The organism is Flavobacterium sp. MDT1-60 (assembly GCF_014844035.1).
GTDB lineage: Bacteria > Bacteroidota > Bacteroidia > Flavobacteriales > Flavobacteriaceae > Flavobacterium.
Map to the genome: position 1 here is coordinate 3,576,566 of NZ_CP062159.1, position 17,189 is coordinate 3,593,754.

General features: G+C 32.5%; 14 protein-coding genes. 6 read left to right on the plus strand and 8 right to left on the minus strand.

The annotated features are described in order from the left end of the window. Positions 1-9: 9 nt before the first annotated feature. The 5 genes from IHE43_RS15000 to IHE43_RS15020 all read right to left on the minus strand — a co-directional run bounded on the left by IHE43_RS15000 (position 10) and on the right by IHE43_RS15020 (position 7,709). Entirely contained in the window at positions 10-987 is a 978-nt protein-coding gene (locus IHE43_RS15000; RefSeq protein WP_192184640.1) for an AraC family transcriptional regulator, read from the minus strand. Between the two features lie 168 nt (positions 988-1,155). Next, positions 1,156-2,133 (minus strand): AraC family transcriptional regulator, encoded by a 978-nt coding sequence (locus IHE43_RS15005; protein WP_192184641.1) that lies wholly within the window; start codon positions 2,131-2,133, stop codon positions 1,156-1,158. Between the two features lie 902 nt (positions 2,134-3,035). Continuing rightward, a complete protein-coding gene (locus IHE43_RS15010; RefSeq protein WP_192184642.1) occupies positions 3,036-4,709 on the minus strand; it encodes an SCO family protein in 1,674 nt (557 codons plus the stop codon). After that, on the minus strand, positions 4,702-7,281 hold the full coding sequence (locus IHE43_RS15015) for a tyrosinase family protein (protein ID WP_192184643.1): 2,580 nt from the start codon (positions 7,279-7,281) through the stop codon (positions 4,702-4,704). Before IHE43_RS15015 ends, IHE43_RS15010 begins: the two co-directional genes overlap by 8 nt. Before the next feature lie 23 nt (positions 7,282-7,304). Continuing rightward, complete coding sequence (locus IHE43_RS15020; RefSeq protein ID WP_192184644.1) at positions 7,305-7,709, minus strand: hypothetical protein; 405 nt, start codon at positions 7,707-7,709, stop codon at positions 7,305-7,307. A gap of 1,464 nt (positions 7,710-9,173) precedes the next feature. On the opposite strand from IHE43_RS15020, the gene IHE43_RS15025 reads away from it, so the two are divergent. From IHE43_RS15025 to IHE43_RS15050, 6 genes are all read left to right on the plus strand, one after another. Beyond that, positions 9,174-10,244, plus strand: a complete 1,071-nt coding sequence (locus IHE43_RS15025) for an AraC family transcriptional regulator (RefSeq protein WP_225585131.1) — start codon at positions 9,174-9,176, stop codon at positions 10,242-10,244. Positions 10,245-10,338: 94 nt separating this feature from the next. Next, positions 10,339-11,067, plus strand: a complete 729-nt coding sequence (locus tag IHE43_RS15030) for a hypothetical protein (RefSeq protein WP_192184646.1) — start codon at positions 10,339-10,341, stop codon at positions 11,065-11,067. Between the two features lie 2 nt (positions 11,068-11,069). Further along, positions 11,070-11,771 carry a M23 family metallopeptidase gene (locus IHE43_RS15035; protein ID WP_192184647.1) on the plus strand — a complete coding sequence of 234 codons (702 nt, stop codon included), beginning with the start codon at positions 11,070-11,072 and terminating at the stop codon, positions 11,769-11,771. Between the two features lie 862 nt (positions 11,772-12,633). Then, the gene (locus IHE43_RS15040; RefSeq protein ID WP_192184648.1) at positions 12,634-13,770 is read left to right on the plus strand and encodes an AraC family transcriptional regulator; all 1,137 of its coding nucleotides are present in this window, start codon (positions 12,634-12,636) and stop codon (positions 13,768-13,770) included. Positions 13,771-13,858: 88 nt separating this feature from the next. Continuing rightward, positions 13,859-14,398 (plus strand): DUF3575 domain-containing protein, encoded by a 540-nt coding sequence (locus IHE43_RS15045; protein ID WP_192184649.1) that lies wholly within the window; start codon positions 13,859-13,861, stop codon positions 14,396-14,398. Between the two features lie 215 nt (positions 14,399-14,613). Next, a complete protein-coding gene (locus IHE43_RS15050; protein ID WP_192184650.1) occupies positions 14,614-14,949 on the plus strand; it encodes a transposase in 336 nt (111 codons plus the stop codon). Positions 14,950-15,026: 77 nt separating this feature from the next. Here the strand turns inward: IHE43_RS15050 and IHE43_RS15055 are convergent, their stop codons facing one another. From IHE43_RS15055 to IHE43_RS15065, 3 genes are all read right to left on the minus strand, one after another. After that, positions 15,027-15,218 carry a cold-shock protein gene (locus IHE43_RS15055; protein WP_192184651.1) on the minus strand — a complete coding sequence of 64 codons (192 nt, stop codon included), beginning with the start codon at positions 15,216-15,218 and terminating at the stop codon, positions 15,027-15,029. A 562-nt stretch (positions 15,219-15,780) separates the two neighbouring features. Next, positions 15,781-16,569 carry a PhzF family phenazine biosynthesis protein gene (locus IHE43_RS15060; protein ID WP_192184652.1) on the minus strand — a complete coding sequence of 263 codons (789 nt, stop codon included), beginning with the start codon at positions 16,567-16,569 and terminating at the stop codon, positions 15,781-15,783. Between the two features lie 70 nt (positions 16,570-16,639). After that, positions 16,640-17,167: a GNAT family N-acetyltransferase gene (locus IHE43_RS15065; RefSeq protein ID WP_192184653.1), complete on the minus strand. Its 528-nt coding sequence runs from the start codon at positions 17,165-17,167 to the stop codon at positions 16,640-16,642. Positions 17,168-17,189: the final 22 nt, after the last annotated feature.

Sequence of the window (17,189 nt, forward strand, 5' to 3'; positions counted from 1 at the left end):
TATAAAAATTTACCAGGTAGCTCTTATGTTTACAACATCTCCACGATACACATGAGCCCTATCAGAATCAGATGCATTAAAATCTTTTCGTACTGAACTAGGCGTATTTTTAGTGTTCTTTTTAAAAAATGTATAGAAATATTTAAGGTCACTAAATGCAAACATTTCTGCAATTTCAGGAATTGGTTTATCGGTATTTTTTAGCAGATAGTTGATTTCATCAATTAGCCTTCCGTCAATCCATTGGTTAATTGTTTTACCTGAGGTTTTACTAATCACTTTAGAAAAATAAGTTTCTGTCAGATTTAAAAGTTTTGCATGTTCTTTCGTACGAAGCAATGTAATACTTTCACCAGAAATTAAACTGTTAAAATTCTGATCTATATTTTTGAGGAATGCTGTCACAATAGCAGCATTTTTTTCGTCATGAATCTCTACTTTTAATCTACTCTGATGTTGTTGAATAAGCAATAACATATTTATAAGAAGGTTAGAAATTATCTCGTATTTACAATTTGAAACAGCAATGGCTTCTTCATAAATTTCCGCGCAAATTTCTTCAAATTCACTAAAATCACTTTTATTTAAACAATAATTAAGAGCATTTGTATTGTTTTTAAATGGAATATCATCAATACCATTACGAAAGTATTTCTCAAAGAAAACTCTGGTAAATGAAATGCTATATCCAACAGGTGATTCTGTCCAGCCACTTGAAAAGTAGATATCCGGCTGCTTCATAAATACATGATAAGGACCAAGTTCATAAATATGATCACCTACAACAAAAGTGCCTTTGCCACCTTGTATTATAGTTAAAGTATAGTAATCAGGTCTGAAAATGGGGGTAAGATAAGGCATTTTTAATCCCATATCATGTATTTTTATTATGGCAAAATCGTCGCTGTCAATATAAGAAAAGACAGGTAAATTCATAAACGCCAATATATCTCTAAACTTTTTTAAGGACGTTAGCTCCGGTTTCATTTCAGATACACTTAAATTCTTAATTACTACATTAGTTACCAAAACAAATTTAGCGAAATAGATTCAATTGTTATAATTAGATCAAACTTCTTTATAGAATGCTTTTTCAAGAAGATATCAAATATTCAAAGTTTTTGAAAATGAAAATTACCTAATTCAGCCTGTAGATTACCAGTTCGGCCTTATTTTTACAATCTCGCCGCGATACACATGAGTGCGATCAGAATCCAAAGCGTTAAAATCATTTCTTACTGAACTTGGAGTAGTTTTAGTATTCCTTTTAAAAAATGTGTAAAAATATCCAAGATCGGTAAAAGCAAACATTTGTGCAATTTCAGGAATTGGTCTATGAGTATTTTTTAATAAATAGCTGATTTCATCAATGAGTCTGTCGTTTATCCATTGATTGATTGTTCTGCCTGAGGTTTTACTAATTACTTTTGAGAGAAAAGAATCATTAACATTTAACAATTTAGAATGTTCTTTTGTACGAAGAACGGTTGCACTCTCACCAGATAAGAGCATGTTGAAATTCTGATCAACATTTTTAAAGAATGATGCCAGGATAAGGGCATTTTTTTCATTTTGAATCTCTAATTTAATCTTATTTTGATGTTGTTGGACTAGTAACAAAAAATGAATAAGAAGATTTGCGATCATTTCGTATCTATTATTTGAAGAAGAAATAGCTTCATTATATATTTCCGCGCAAATGTCATCAAACGGTTTATAATCATCATCGCTGAGTCCGTAATTAAATGCGTTTGTTATGTCCTTTACAGGAATTTCATCAAGTCCATCAGGAAAGTATTTAGTTAGAAACTCTTCCGTAAAAGAAATGTTATATCCAACCGGCGATTCTGTCCAACCACTGGATAAATAACTATCAGGATATTTCATAAACACATGCTGAGGACCAAGTTCAAACACATGATCACCTGCCATAAATGTACCTTTTCCTTCACTTACAATTATTAAAGTATAAAAATCCGGTCTAAAGGTGGGGGTAATATAGGGCATTTTTAATCCCATCTCATGAATTTTTATAATAGCAAAATCGTCGTTATCAATATAAGAGAAGACGGGTAAGTTCATATATGCGATCATATCTCTGAACTTTCTTAAAGTGGTTATCTCCGGTTTCATATTTTTACTTACTCGATTCATGTGAGCTAAAATTAACTTGGTGAGTAAATTTAGCAAAATACTAAAAAAAAACGGCGTAATAGCTTACTATATTTTCATAGCTCTCAATAAGTTAGCAAAATCAATTTAGATTTTAATTTATTAATGACCGCAAACGCAATTGATACTTTTCTTATAATAATCTACGGACATCTGAAATAAGGAGGAGATCAGATTAGTTTGCAGAAGACTGATGATCCGACGTATGGGTAACGAGTGCATAAAATATAATGATTCATTAAGGCGCTCTTGAATTAAATTAGTAATAATACATTATTTTTACTAATAAATATAAAATTTTGAGAATTACCCTATTGGCGACCCTTTTCTTAGTTTAGTCTGTGAAAGCCCATCATTATTGGGAAAAATATAAAGGTTCAGGAGCCCCTCTTTTTCTCCACATTAAATTATGATGTAAATATTCTAAAAATATTAATTTAAATTTACTTCTGAATTTAGACTAATATATACGTAATTCAATGAAAATTTTCTTTTTAAATTCTGTTCTTAAAATGAATAACATTCGATTTAACGTTTTTAACATTAACCCTTACGATACATACAAACCACTTATAAATAAAATAAATAAATAATTATCCTACAAATTTACTTGAAAATAGGCTAATTTCTTTAAATCGTTCATAAAATGGTTTGTAAATTGTTCAGTAAGTCACTTAAGGAGACAACTAGCAAATAGTTGTCTCTTTTTTTATGCACAAATATGTAGATTTTTCAAGCCTTCACAGCCTAATATTTTATGGTTCGAATTTTCCACAAGAAATCCTTAGTCTGTTTGAAATAAACATTCTAAAATTGGCTTTGTTTGAGATTTAATCGGAGCTGAACGATGGTTCGAAGTCCCGTTAAGGATATAGGATTTTTTTCTCTTTTCCGTTCAGCTCCCCTTTTGGCAATACCTTGTTGTACACAGTTTTTTGTTTATTTAATTTTAGCGAAAATCCTCCCATAAGTCTTGTAAAAAATGAATCACTAAAATAGGCAACTTTGCTCCAGTGATTAAATGACAGGCTATTTAAGACTGCTCCAATTAATATCAAACCTATACCTAAAAAGGAAGTTGGCTTATTTGTCATACTATATCCAACGCCCACTAGCAAAGTTCCCATCAAACTAATCCAAAAAGGGAATAGTCCATTTCGTACTTTGGCCTTCCTGTAAAGCAATACTAGGTTAAACACCATTACACTGAAAATTATAGGCAGCAACCAAGGGCTATATGGAATACTCTGGAGCCCTGAAATTCCAAATACGCTTAGGTAAGCAGCCCAACAAAAGGGGCATTTTGGAAAGAAAACAACTATAACAGGAAAAACCACTTGTTGAGTGGTATTTAGAATTTTTGTGCCCCATCTTCGCTTTAATGATGATTCTACCAATTTTATTAGATCTGAAACCACATTTTCCACTTCCCATTGTAATCTTGTATAGGTTGTTTCAATACTACCATGTTGATTCAGAATGAATACTTCAAGTCTATGCTGATTGACCGTTGAAGCTACATGATTGACCCCAAGTTGAAAAAAATCAGAGATTACACCAAACTCTTCCGGACGAGTTCTTAAAACATGAGTATTTGAACCAAATCTTATTCCTCTGTTCTCTCCAAATACTCGCATTTTTGAAGGAGTGTCATAGTTTGGATCATAAGTGAATGCAAGAAGATTTACCTTATACTCAAGTCCCCTTTTCACTAATTCATTTTGCAGCCAACCGATTTTGTTAATGGTTAATGTACACTTATTAGGGTTCATACACCTTGTATAAAAGAATGCCACAACCGTTGGTTTTTGAGCAATAATATCCTCAAGTGGTTGTATTAATCCATCTTCGTTTTGAACTCTTAGGTTTCCAATATTTCTGATGTTACGCATACCTTTCCATAACCAAGAGATATTGAAAGTACTTTTACCTTCAACTTCACAACAACTAAGATCAAGTTCTCTTTCGTCTTCCTCAATTGCTTGGATAGTTTTTAGTATCTCAACACGCATCTCAGGAGTAAAGTCTTCTAAATTATTCAGAAATGACCTGAGTTCGGGTACTGCTCCTTTAGCATAACCTCTAAGCCATTGAAGCGTACTGAGAATTTCCAGACGCGCAGTCGAAGGTTTTTGTAAGGGCCACTCAGGCTTAAACACAGTCAAATCAAAACTATCATCATGGTACTTAAGATTGTAAATGGCTTGAATCAAAAAACTTACATACCGAGCTTTGAGCTGCGTGGCACCACGTAACCCTCTGGCCGCTGCCCCGACTATATAGGCATTTCTTCCGTTTTGCAACTCATCTAAAACAAAATTCATGGCTGAATCAGGCAGCCCCACCTCTAAAAAAGAGGCAAGGGTATACCCTTTGATTCGGTTCATCTGATAGCTGGGACGTTCTACATAAATGTTATGTCGCTCTGAAAGAAGTTCTATTAAAAGATTTCTGGATAATTCGCATTTACGAATTCTGTCCAGTACTTTTCCGATTTCCTCTTCAGTACTATCTTTTGTAAGGCTTGGCTTAATCATTATCGTTGCTTTCAAGTCTGTCCATTAGTTCTGCAGCTAGTTTTTCAATAATCGTTTGCTCATTGATAGATGCCGTACCAAACAATTCCATGTTACTGCGAAAGTTTGCCTTGTTTTGAGTACCAGAGTCCATAACTTCCATTAATGAAGATTTTAATCCTTCGTTTTCTTTGAGTTTTTTGGGGTCTCCGGTAAATGTCAGCATATTAAGCAATCCTGCTTTGAAGTCCACTTCGTCCGGATCCGGGCTAAGACTTCTAAATAACTTGATCCCTTCACCCGGTTCTGGTTTAGCAATAATTTCAGCAGCCAAATCATTCATAGCTTTTTTATCCAGATGGTGAAGAGAAAGAGCTCCTGCTTCCCTAACTTTAAATTTCTCATCAACATCAGTCACAACCTTCTTAAGTAATTCAATAGAATGGGGATCATCTCCCAGACCTTCTATTGCTGCTTTTCTCACTTTTAAATCTTCACTTTTTTCAAAAACATCTCGAAATAACGCTACGTGCTGAGGTTTTGGACTTTCTCTCAGAAAGAAAATAGCATCTGGTTTAGAGATGAACTCACTACGCTCTTTTTTCAGTTCTTCAATCAGGAACTCCTGAACAATTTCATCCTCATGTGCGGCTAGAATTTCAATGGCTTGAAATCTTAACTGTTGATTTTCGTCCTTAATTAAGCCTCTGAGGATATTAAAAAATTTAGACCGTCTAGAGGAAAATGCCCTATTTGATCTTTTTGAGCCAACTAGTTTATGTATAAGTTCAGATCTAATTTCGATGGGTTCAGATTTATCAGCAATAATCTCAAGAGCAGAATCTAAGAAATCTATTTGGGAATCATCCACTTGAATTAGCGACTTAAGCCTAATTTCTGTTTCTTCATTCTTGTTATTCAATATCTCTATTACCTTAGATTGCTCCACATCACCAAATAGAAATATCTCGTCTGCAGCTTTTAATCTTTCCTTAGTTGCAAGTTTTTCGTTAAAGAATTTATCTACAAGTTCTTTCCTATCAAACTCTGGCACATCACATACATATGGTTTTTTGTTAGAGTCAAAGTACGGTATATCATCATAGTCAAACCCTTGATGTGCTTCGTTATTTTTACTAAGTTTACCTTGATAGTCTATTGTACTCCTTACTGTTAGTGCATCATAAGGATAAGGATATCTAGAAGTAGGAGAATTAGGAAATTTAATATTTATCTGTGGCACTTTTCCTTTTTCATCACCTCCTAAATCTTTTGTTTCCCATTTTCTCATAGGTCTGCTTAATTCGAAATCATATCCCCAAGGCCATAAAGTATCTTCAGCAAAGTTTCCAATATCATCTTCCCCTACATAATAAAACCCATCTTCTAACTTTTTATCTTTTGCCCAATCTTGCCCTCTTAGCCCTGAGTATTTTCCTGGATGTGGATAAGTTTCTATTTCATTGACATTAAATCTGTTATTCACTTGTTGCCATAAAGCCCATAAGCGATCGACATTACTATGCATCATAAAGAAAAGCGGATCTACAGGATCTTTGCCAACATTAACTATATGCCCAGTAAATGTTAAATGGCCTCCATTGTGAGAACCACGCTCTTCATAATTTGACCAAAATGAAAAGCTATCACGTAAGCCTTCCTCTCCCTCACAAATTAATTGTTTCTCTGTTCTTATAACATATTGTGATTTCCCATCAACAGGATTCTGATTACGATAAGCGCGTTTTAGAGCTCCTCCCCAAAAAATATGTTTCGAATAAGTTAACATTGGGTTTAATTGATCGAATGCAGGCTCAAGTTGTTCACCCAAGCCTTCTTCAATTCTTGGATCAGTTGCATTAGGAAGTTCTGTGTTTTTAGTTTCTCCTATGAATGTTGAAGTAAATACTCGATCTGCCTTCTCATCGAATTTCCAATATGGTATGGCAACTTCAGGATATATTCTTTGTAATTCTCTCTCCAGATGCAACAAGAAAGCTCTATGCCAAGGATGAAAAGAAGTACGTCCGTGTATTTCATTCGAAGCATCCAGTGTATGCATCAATACAATTTCATCTAACAATTTACTTGGTTTTCTTGTAAATTCATTATTTGGGTCTGGGTAATTATCCTTTGCATTTTCTTTCGATAGACGTACAAATGCTTCCAAGAACATGGTCATTTCTTCTTGATCGAGTTTATTAGCATTTTTCCGTACCCTAACCATGATCTCTTTTTTCAATTCAAGATCCGAGTTATTCGATTTTACATAAATGAAAGTATCTTTTCCTACAACTTTCCCTGCAATTCTTTCTGCGATACTTGCGTGGCCATATTTACCTGCAACATAGAAGGTAAGTTCGTTAGCATTTTGAAAATCGTGTTCTATCTTCTTCACAGGAGTAGCACTTGTTGCATTATCCAGGTATAGGTCTATTCGACCAGCTTTATTGATATGCTCAGGAGTGATTGTTACGGGCATTGGTAAATCTCCGCCGTATCCATCAACAGTCAATGTGCACTTTACAGGAGTCCATCCCACAAATTCTGCGTTTTTATCTTCGCTTCCGTTTATTTTGAGAATAAATTTCATTCTTATTTGATTTTTAGTTTTGATTAACTCATTTTGATCATAATAAACGAAGCCACAATCCCAGCTTTTGACTGCCCGTGCGGTTCTGTTCTTATCACGCTTCCTACGATTGCAGGTAATTGATTTACGCCTTCAACCCAATTGGGTATATAATAACCAATGTAGTCATATACCCAGTCCTCAGCTCCAGTTCCTTTTACTCCTCTTCCCTGAAATCTCAGTTGGAAAGGGTTGCCGAAATGTATAGTTCCTTTTATTGTCACTTTGCCCCATTCCCCAAAATCAAAGTCACCAATGATATGACCAAAGTCTGAGGGTAAAATAGCCAACTCACCCTGCCCGAATAACTGCGGATCTTCATTTGGGTTAGTATTGTTAACAAAGCTTCTATAAAGCCACTTTCCTGTTACATCTTTTGGATTTTCCATATTGTTGTTGTTTTTGTTTTGAATTTTTGTTTCTCAGTCAAAATTGTGCGCAACTTATTTATAAGCGATACAACTATTCGCATATCCACCATTTTGATATAGATTGGTGCAATTCTATTTCGTTTTATATTCTTTCAAAAATAACCGAAAAAGACCAGATAAACACACGTATATATACTTGTTTTTAAGATACTTACACTAAAATATTAAATTAAGAAATGTGAGATTTTATATTAAGCAGAATAACATAAATCATAACAATTACCTATCAAGCAGGTCATAAAGACACTTTGGAGAAATAATAAAACTTTTGAATATTTTATTTAGGAAAACTTCCGTGAGATGACATGAATTAAGTTTGGATCTCCATAAACATTAAAAAATTACTTAAAGTCGAAGTCATTCGGATAGCACTATAATAAAGCACTTTGGACAGGAATAAAGCAATTTTTTAGTTCTATGAAACAGCAATAATATATTGTATCTATAATATAAATTAGCAAATATGATCATCGAATTTTCACCTGAATAATCTCTTAAATATTATTTAATTTTACTAAATACTCATTTGAATTCAATATTTAAAAACTAAATTGCATATTATGATTTAAAATGATTATGTATTTTCAGAATTAAAATATTCTTATACTTCGAATTTTTTAACATTAACCCCTCCGATACATACAAACCGCTTTCCATTAAAAAATTAAAATAATTATCTTACAAATCAACTTGTAAATAAGCCAATTTCTTCAAATCGTCCATAAAATTTATAGAAATTTGTCCCGTCGAGGTCACCACAGCCAAATGGCGCCAATTGAAGACAATTGGCGCCATTTTTTTACTACTTCTACTAAATACGATAACTTTGAATCATTTTTTGCCTTTATTTCTTTCTCTAAAATAATACTAAGAGTCAACTGCATCAGTATATATATTTATATAAAAAATAACACAAATAGTTGATTTATCGTTCGATAACTTAACAGGATTCGAACACTAAGAATGAAGAGAAACTATGACTTTATAATATCCTATTTTTTTCTAGTTACTGTTCAATTTCAGAAAATGAAATCTCATTTTTAAATGATTTAATATTTCATAATTATTTGAATTTCCTGCTCTCATTTTTTCAAATATAATTGTTGCTCGACTGAAGCAAAAAATTGGTTTTTCTATAACTAGAATAATGAAAGAATCGCGGCTTCATAATTTGTAATTCTGGATCTTATTAATTGTCTTTTTATTTAGTTTTAATTGTATTTCATTTAACATAAAATGAAATGAATTAAGTTTAGTTTCGTGAAATAAAATGCAGGTAATAGACTAAAAATAATTTTGTACTGGAAGCATTATGGCATCAGTATATTTAAACAACAGCTATATAGATTGATCTTTACAATATTTTTTAACACAGCAATTTTTCAAGGAATAGTTTTAGGAGCAATTATCTTAAAATCACCATTGTTTAAGAGCAAAGCCAATAAATATTTGGCTTATGCAATATTTACGCTTTCCATTCTTATTGCTAACCTCGTCTTTGAAATAATTGATCTTTACAGCAGTATACCCTTTCTGCGTTTTCTTGATGATGTCGAATGGGCATTTCTCTTTCCTGTTTTAATTTTTATGTTTGTTATACATCAGTTGAATCATCCCATCAGAAATTCGAAAAAGATTCGATGGTTGTATGCACCGTTTCTATATTCAGCCATTACAAATGTTTTTTATGACTGCGATGCTGTAGCGCATATTTTTACAATTCCGCATTTTCTTAAAAACATTATAGAAACTATTGGAAGTTTTGATTTTTATCTTGTTCTGGTATTTATGCCCTTTATGGCTGTTTATACCTTCGGATTTATTAAATTTTCAAAAGATAAACAGGAAAAGAAATGGATCACTTTTTTATGGTTTTTGGTTTATGTATTAATGCTTTCCTGGATGGTGGCTATTCTGACAGGCTTGCTTTTTGAATATGATCTTTCGTATGTTATGCAGATTCTGGCATTGTTTGCTACATTTTTAATTCATTGCACAGCTTATTATGGCGTGTTTAGATACAGGCTGGCCGACAATAAAGCAGGAATAGAAGAACTGCTAAATAAAAAGACTTTGTCAGAAGATGAAATATCTGTCGAAGAAGTAATCCTTAAAAAAGGAAATGATGCAAATGGTTTAGATCTCTTTACAAAAGAAAACCCTTATTTTAAGAGGCTGGAAATACTTTGCGAAGAGCATCAAATTTATAAAAACAGCAATCTAAACAGAGAAAAAGTAGCAGAACAGCTAGGAATAAGTGCAGGATATGTTTCGCAACTGATTAATGTGATTACGGGAGATAACTTTGCCAATTATATAAATAACTATCGGGTCGAAGCCGTGAAAGAAATGATTCTAGATTCAGACTATGAAAACTACAGCTTACTGGCAATAGGATTAGAATCTGGATTCACTTCGAAGACAACATTTCACAATGCCTTCAAAAAATCTACAGGTATGACACCAAACAGTTTTCGGAATACCAATAAATAAGTTCGGATTTCTCCAGTCTTAAGATATTTGGACTTTATCGGTTTTTATTTCATTTAGGTTTGCCATCATAATCAACTTAATCATTGCAATATATATGAAATTAAATCGACTCATTTTTACGACTGCGATTTTGTCTGCAGTCTCGGTTCAAGCACAAACTACCGAAAAAAAGAACCAGCTGGAATTTTCGACAGGCTATAATTTTGGCTATTTGAAAAACCTCGAGTTTGCGCCAGTGTCAATGTATGAGTATGAAGGCTCGGTGTATAAATTAAATTACACACATACTAGTAAAAAAGAAAATCTATTTGAAATTAAGATTGATTATCTTTCATCTGAACTAAAAACCGATAAACTTTCCAATCTCAACAATGATTTTGCGAAAGTCGGGTTGGGTTTTTCTTATCTCAAAAAGATTTATGATAAAGATCGATTTGTTATATATGGAGGACTTCAATCACAGACCAATACTTCTATTTATAGCAATCCAAACACTTCTTCTTTTAATAATGAGGATTATTATACGCTACATCAGGAATTTGGAATAACGGGTAGATTTAGATACCAATCTAGTGAAAAACAATATTTATCATCAAAATTAACTCTTCCTGTAGCGTTACTTAGAGTTACCAACACAGAAGGTAAGTTTTATACCATAGACAACTATCAAAGTGTTTTATGGGAATTGGAGTATGGTTATAAGCTTTCTAATCATTTTGATGTAAAAGCAGGCTATAATTTTAATTATGCGAGGCTTCAGGTGCCAAGTGCATACAGAGAACTGCAGCATCAATTAAATCTGGGTATTAACTATAAATTTTAATTATGAAACAAATCAAATCTTTGGGATGCTTTTTTGCAATTATCTTTATGGTTTTATTTACCTCCTGTGCAGACATGCTTATGGGTGATGAAGGAAAATACGATGAAGACATCTATTTAAATTACAAGACAAAAACAGTATTAGAATTGCCTTTTGAAGGCGACTGGTATATAGTCGCAGGAGGGAAATCTCTGGAATTAAATCATCATTTTATGCCTAACCGGCACCAGAGATATGCACTGGACATTGTTCATATAATAAACAGAAGAGCGAATACAGGAGACGGAACTAAAAATGAAGATTATTATTGTTTTGGGAAACGTTTGAATGCGCCTGGAGACGGAAAGATAATAGCGATGGAAAACGCAATTGAGGATAATGTTCCCGGAATTAAAAACGGTAAGCAATCGTTAGGTAATTATATTATTATTGATCATTTGAATGGGGAGTTTTCCTTTATGCTTCATTTAAAAAAGAATTCTATAATAGTAGCGGTCGGAGATACGGTACAGAGAGGTCAGCAGGTTGGTCTGGCTGGAAACAGCGGTTATTCTACAGGGCCACATCTGCATTATCATCTGCAGACAACTTCATCTCTTACAACTGGTGTTGGTCTCCCTATGCAATTTCAAAACTACTATGCCGACGATGTTTTTACAGAGAGAGGAGAGCCAATTACTTCTCAGATAGTGAGGAAAAATTAAAAAATGATAATTTTCAATCTTTTGGTATATTAACCAAATTGACAACCACTGCCCCAAATTAAGATCTTCTAATCTTTGAAAAAAATTATAGAAATTCGTCCAGTCAAGGCATTGAAACTAGATATTTTTTTAAAGACAATTTTAAAATGGTTCGAGAATTGTTCCTATAGATCCCCGACAGGACATCTAAACCAAATTTGTAAAGCCAATGAAAGACAGCCTCTACGTCCAGTACGCCAATCTCTTCAAATCGTCCATAAATTTTTTAGAAATTTGTCCTGTTCCTGTCACCACAGTCAAATGGTGCCAATTGAAGACAATTGGTGCCATTTTTTTATTTATACTATTAAATAAAATACTTTCGAATCATTTGTTTTTTTATAATTTCTATAACAACAAAAAACAAATGCAAAAGAGCATATTTTTATACGAAAAACAAGATGATTTCAAGATTATCGCTCTATAAGTTAACAGGATTTGAACACCTTGAATGACATAAAATAAAGATTAACATTTTCCTAAATTATACTAAACTAATTTTCGACGGCTAATTATAAAATATAATTTAGAAATTGGCGTATAATCTCATTAACCGCTCTTTTATTTTCATTTTTTAATTGCTGCTCAACATCTGCCAAAAATTGGTTTATTCCTCAAATCAGAATCTTAAAAAATTGTTTAAGTTTTTTTATACAATTAATGAATAACTTTAGTTAATCATTTCTTAATCCGTTAAGAAAATCATTTACATTACTATAAATTCGCTTTGCTATTTCGTGTGAAATTAGCTATGTTTTGAAGAGTAACTAAATACCATAATATTCAAAAGCAAATCCTAAAAATAACTTTTATCTTAAAAAAATTGATTTATACAACACTTTTAAATATTGCGATTTTTCAAGGAATCGTCTTAGGCTTAATTATTTTAAAGTCTTCTATATTCAATAGTAATTCAAATAAATATCTAGCCTACTTACTATTTACACTTTCAATTATTTTACTAAATCATGTTTTTGAGATTGAAGATGTGCTTACCGCCCATCCTTTTCTACACTTTATTGATAACATCGAGTGGATATTTCTATTACCGCCATTTCTATTCCTATTTATTATAAACCGGATTGATAAAATTGCAAAAAGCAAGCAAAAAATCTATTTGTATTTCACTCCATTTGCTTTTTCTGCCATCCTTAATATTGCCCGTGACCTTGATCATGTTGCAGGAATTTATACTATTCCTGAGTCAAACATCTATATATTCAAAATACTTGGTCTAATTCATCTTATCCTAGCAGTTACATTTATTCCATTTCTTCTTTGTTATTCTTATTTTTTGATAAGACATTTAAAAGATCCTCAGGAAAAAAAATGGATCATTACCTTACTAACAATCATTTCTTCATCGATATTTGCTTTTCTTATTATCTATCTAACCAGCTTATTTATTCAATTTGACCTTTCTGCCACTATGAGCATTTTGGCTTTAGCTGCAACATTCATAATTCACTGGACGTCTTATATGGGTATATACAAATACAAACTTGCCAAAAACAAAGCGGCTGTCTATAATTTTATAAACCAGGATTTAACTATTTCATATAGTAATACTCAAATGTTAGAAGATGTAAGAGTCGAAGAATATAGAGAATCTATCACAGCAGATAATGCTTATTTCCAAAAACTGGAACTTCTTTTTAAAGAACAGCACATTTATACTGACAGTACATTAAACAGAGAAAAAGTTGCTGAAAAACTGGGAATAAGTGCAGGATATGTTTCACTAATTGTAAACACAATAACAGAAGACAACTTTGCCAACTACATTAATCAATATCGGGTTGAAGCTGTAAAAGAGATGATCTCCAATTCTGATTATGATAATTATAATTTGCTGGCAATGGGGCTGGAATCCGGTTTTACTTCAAAAGCAACTTTTTACAAAGCCTTTAAAAAACATACAGGCCAGACACCTAATGAGTTTAAAAATACCAGTAAATAAGTATTAATTTATCCATTTTTAAGCTTTTGAGACCTTTTGTAATTTTTCTTATCTGAATTTTGGACTTAAATAATTCAAATTAATTTTTATGAAAAAAAACTTTTTACTACTGATCATTTTGTCTGCCTTTTATTCTGTCAATGCTCAAAATGGAACTGATCCTTATCAGAAAAATAATGAAATTAAATTAAATGCACTTGCACCTTTATGGCAATCTTTTCAGGTTGGTTACGAAAGACATTTAAATCATAATTCGTCATTAGGGCTTTCTTTTTATTATGTGTTTGACAATAAAAAGAATGAAAAAGATTTAAATTATTCAATATCTCCGTATTACAGAAGATATTTTGGTAAAAAATACGCATCAGGCTGGTTTGTTGAAGGATTTGGAATGCTGGCTTCAACAGATGGCAAAAAAATATACACTTCAGAAGATCATTCAATATATACCGAGAATCCCGACGTTATTAATTTTGCTCTCGGTGCAGGCGGAGGCTGGAAATGGGTCAGTAAAAGCGGATTTCTTTTTGAAGCAAATGTTGGTTATGGCGGTATATTAATCAATGCAGATAAAACAGATCATACTATTGTTGCAAAATTTGGAATAACTGCAGGCTATAGATTTTAATAAAACTTATAATTCAATCTAAAAAAATACGTCAAATTGTTGCGACAACTTTATTAAAATCATTCATAAATTGGTTAGATATTTGAATGCTTCCCGCCACAAAGTAAAAAGCTTCAGAGAAATCTGGAGCTTTTTTTGCTTTTAACTATCTTAGAACCCACTTTGTCGAGATCTCGTGTCTTGTCCTGAAATATCGATACACAAAAAGTATCATTATGGAAAAAGATCAAGAATTACGTTATGTGAAGCGTACACAAAAAGATTACAGTATGTCTTTTAAGTTTCAAATTGTTCAAGAAATAGAACAAGGAAGAACCTCAATTTCTCAGGTTAGAAAAGATTATGCTATTCAATCCCGTTCTACAATCGTCCAACGGCTTCGAAAATTTGGTAACTTTGATTGGGATAATCAAACTCCTTCTGTTATGCAAAAATCTCCTGAACAAAAAATAATGGAACTGGAAGCAAAAGTGAAGTTATTAGAAAAACAAAAAGCATTTTTAGAACAGCAGGCTTATGTTGCTGATAAAAAATCAAATTTTAAGGATTAACAGTAATTTTATCCAATAGAATAAAAAAAGGCAGATGCCTGAGCAGATGCCTTTATAAACTAACTGTTATAGTATGATTATGCTATGACTACGTTTACTGCGTTTGGACCTTTACGGCCTTCTTCTACGTCATATCGTACTTCATCGTTTTGACGAATGTTTTCTGATAGACCTGAAGCATGAACAAAAACTTCGTCCCCTCCATTATTTGGAGTTATGAATCCGAAACCTTTTTCTTCATTGAAAAATTTTACTGTACCTTCTTGCATTTTAATGTATTTAATTGCTCAAAGGTAGCTTTATTAAATGAGAACTAGCTGAATTTGAGTTTTTTATTTTATTTTAATAATTAATATGCTTATGCGATGGGGGTTACTTCAATAATCTATCCTTCTTATTATAATACAACGGTGAGCTTGTCATGGTACAATCACTGCAATGGGAGAAAAAGATAATGGAGCTGAATTTATAGTAACTCTTCCCATAAAACAAACATCTGATACTATTTAATACCTGACTGAGAGCAGCTAAATCTATACCGGTGTCGCCACTACCTAAATCATTTTTCCAGGGAACTCATTCGAACAATTAAAAATTATAGCATTCATTTTAAACAAGTTAAAATGCAAAAATTAGGTTTAAAAGTTTAAAAAAATTGCTGCTTCGATTTTGTGGTAAAATCGTGGCACATGGTGTTTTTGAAAACCAGAAATTTAGCAAAATCAAGGGTTAACGGATTTAGGTTCGAATATATTAAAAAATCCACCATCATAATTTCAAATATTTTAGTAAAAATAAAACGCGATTATATTTCTGTTTTTATAGCAGTATTTACTCAATCCATATATTTCCGATAGAATAGGTTTTTGCTCTTCCACTTATCGTAACCCGTTCACCTCTGTCTTCGCAAAAAAGCTCACCGAGCCGCTCAGATACCTGAAGGGTATAGAGCTCTTTTTTGCTTAGTCTTGCTGCCCATAAAGGAATTAAGGAGCAGTGTGCAGAACCAGTGACCGGATCTTCCAGAATAGATGCCTGAGGTGTAAAAAATCTGGAAACAAAATCACAGTTATCTCCTTTTTCGGTAACAATTACACCGCCTGGATCAAGATTTATCTGATCAAAAATCTGCCTGTCTATAGTCATATTTCTAATTTGAGATTCGTTATCATAAACTAAAACATAATCCCGAGACTTAAATACTTCTTTTGGTTTAATACTTATCGCATTTTCAATCACTGCCGGAAGATTTGCCTTTAATGACATTCTTGAAGGGAAATCCATTTTATAGAGACCGTTTTCTACTTCAACAGTCAGGTCTCCGCTTAAGGTTTCAAAAACAATTTTATCACTTTTATGACCGAGGATTTGTTTTAAGCAGTGTGCAGTGGCTAAGGTCGCATGACCGCAAAGATCCATTTCGATTTCTGGTGTAAACCAGCGTAAATGTATTTTCCCGCCTTTATCTACAAAGAAAGCCGTTTCGGCAACAGCATTTTCATTTGCTATCTTCAACAACATTTCGTTGCTTAACCACTCTTCAAGAGGTACGACACAGGCTTGATTGCCCCCGAATATTTTATCTGTAAAAGCATCAATTTGATAGAGATTAAGTTTCATATGTATTTTTTTTATGGCTATAAAATGATTTCCAATAGTAGTAAATTATCTATTAAGTGTTTCTAAATGTCTATTGATTTTTGAGATTTTTTTTCATCATAATATCAGTTTGTTCATCTGTTCCCAAGACAAAAATATGTTTATCAAATTCTACAAAACCATTCTTCTTATAGAAACTGATTGCTCTGTGATTCTCTTCCCAAACGCCAAGCCATACAAAATTTAATTTATTAGTCTCAGCAATTTGGATCGCATGATCGTATAAAAACTGACCTGCGCTTTTACCATGATATTCTTTCAGTACATATATCCTTTCAATCTCAAGTCCTTCATTGTCCTGCAGTTCTGTTTGCGACTGTCCACTGTTTGTTTTAAGATATCCCACAACAACATTATCAATTGCTGCAAAATAAAACTCGGAATTCTCTTCGCTTATTTCTTTAGAAAGTTTTTCAACCGAAAAGCCTTCTTCTAAATATTTAGTCATATTCTCCTCTGTATTACTTTCAGAGAAGGTTTCAAAAAATGTTTTTCGGCCAATTTCCTGCAATTGAACGATATCATTTATACTTACTTTCTTAATTTGAAAATTTTCCATTTGTTCCTTTTTTAATTATTAA

Excerpts from the sequence above, each read along its gene's own strand:
- IHE43_RS15000 (WP_192184640.1), bottom strand. The coding sequence starts at position 987 with ATGAAACCGGAGCTAACGTCCTTAAAAAAGTTTAGAGATATATTGGCG.
- IHE43_RS15005 (WP_192184641.1), bottom strand. The coding sequence starts at position 2,133 with ATGAAACCGGAGATAACCACTTTAAGAAAGTTCAGAGATATGATCGCA.
- IHE43_RS15010 (WP_192184642.1), bottom strand. The coding sequence starts at position 4,709 with ATGATTAAGCCAAGCCTTACAAAAGATAGTACTGAAGAGGAAATCGGA.
- IHE43_RS15015 (WP_192184643.1), bottom strand. The coding sequence starts at position 7,281 with ATGAAATTTATTCTCAAAATAAACGGAAGCGAAGATAAAAACGCAGAA.
- IHE43_RS15020 (WP_192184644.1), bottom strand. The coding sequence starts at position 7,709 with ATGGAAAATCCAAAAGATGTAACAGGAAAGTGGCTTTATAGAAGCTTT.
- IHE43_RS15030 (WP_192184646.1), top strand. The coding sequence starts at position 10,339 with ATGAAATTAAATCGACTCATTTTTACGACTGCGATTTTGTCTGCAGTC.
- IHE43_RS15035 (WP_192184647.1), top strand. The coding sequence starts at position 11,070 with ATGAAACAAATCAAATCTTTGGGATGCTTTTTTGCAATTATCTTTATG.
- IHE43_RS15045 (WP_192184649.1), top strand. The coding sequence starts at position 13,859 with ATGAAAAAAAACTTTTTACTACTGATCATTTTGTCTGCCTTTTATTCT.
- IHE43_RS15050 (WP_192184650.1), top strand. The coding sequence starts at position 14,614 with ATGGAAAAAGATCAAGAATTACGTTATGTGAAGCGTACACAAAAAGAT.
- IHE43_RS15055 (WP_192184651.1), bottom strand. The coding sequence starts at position 15,218 with ATGCAAGAAGGTACAGTAAAATTTTTCAATGAAGAAAAAGGTTTCGGA.
- IHE43_RS15060 (WP_192184652.1), bottom strand. The coding sequence starts at position 16,569 with ATGAAACTTAATCTCTATCAAATTGATGCTTTTACAGATAAAATATTC.
- IHE43_RS15065 (WP_192184653.1), bottom strand. The coding sequence starts at position 17,167 with ATGGAAAATTTTCAAATTAAGAAAGTAAGTATAAATGATATCGTTCAA.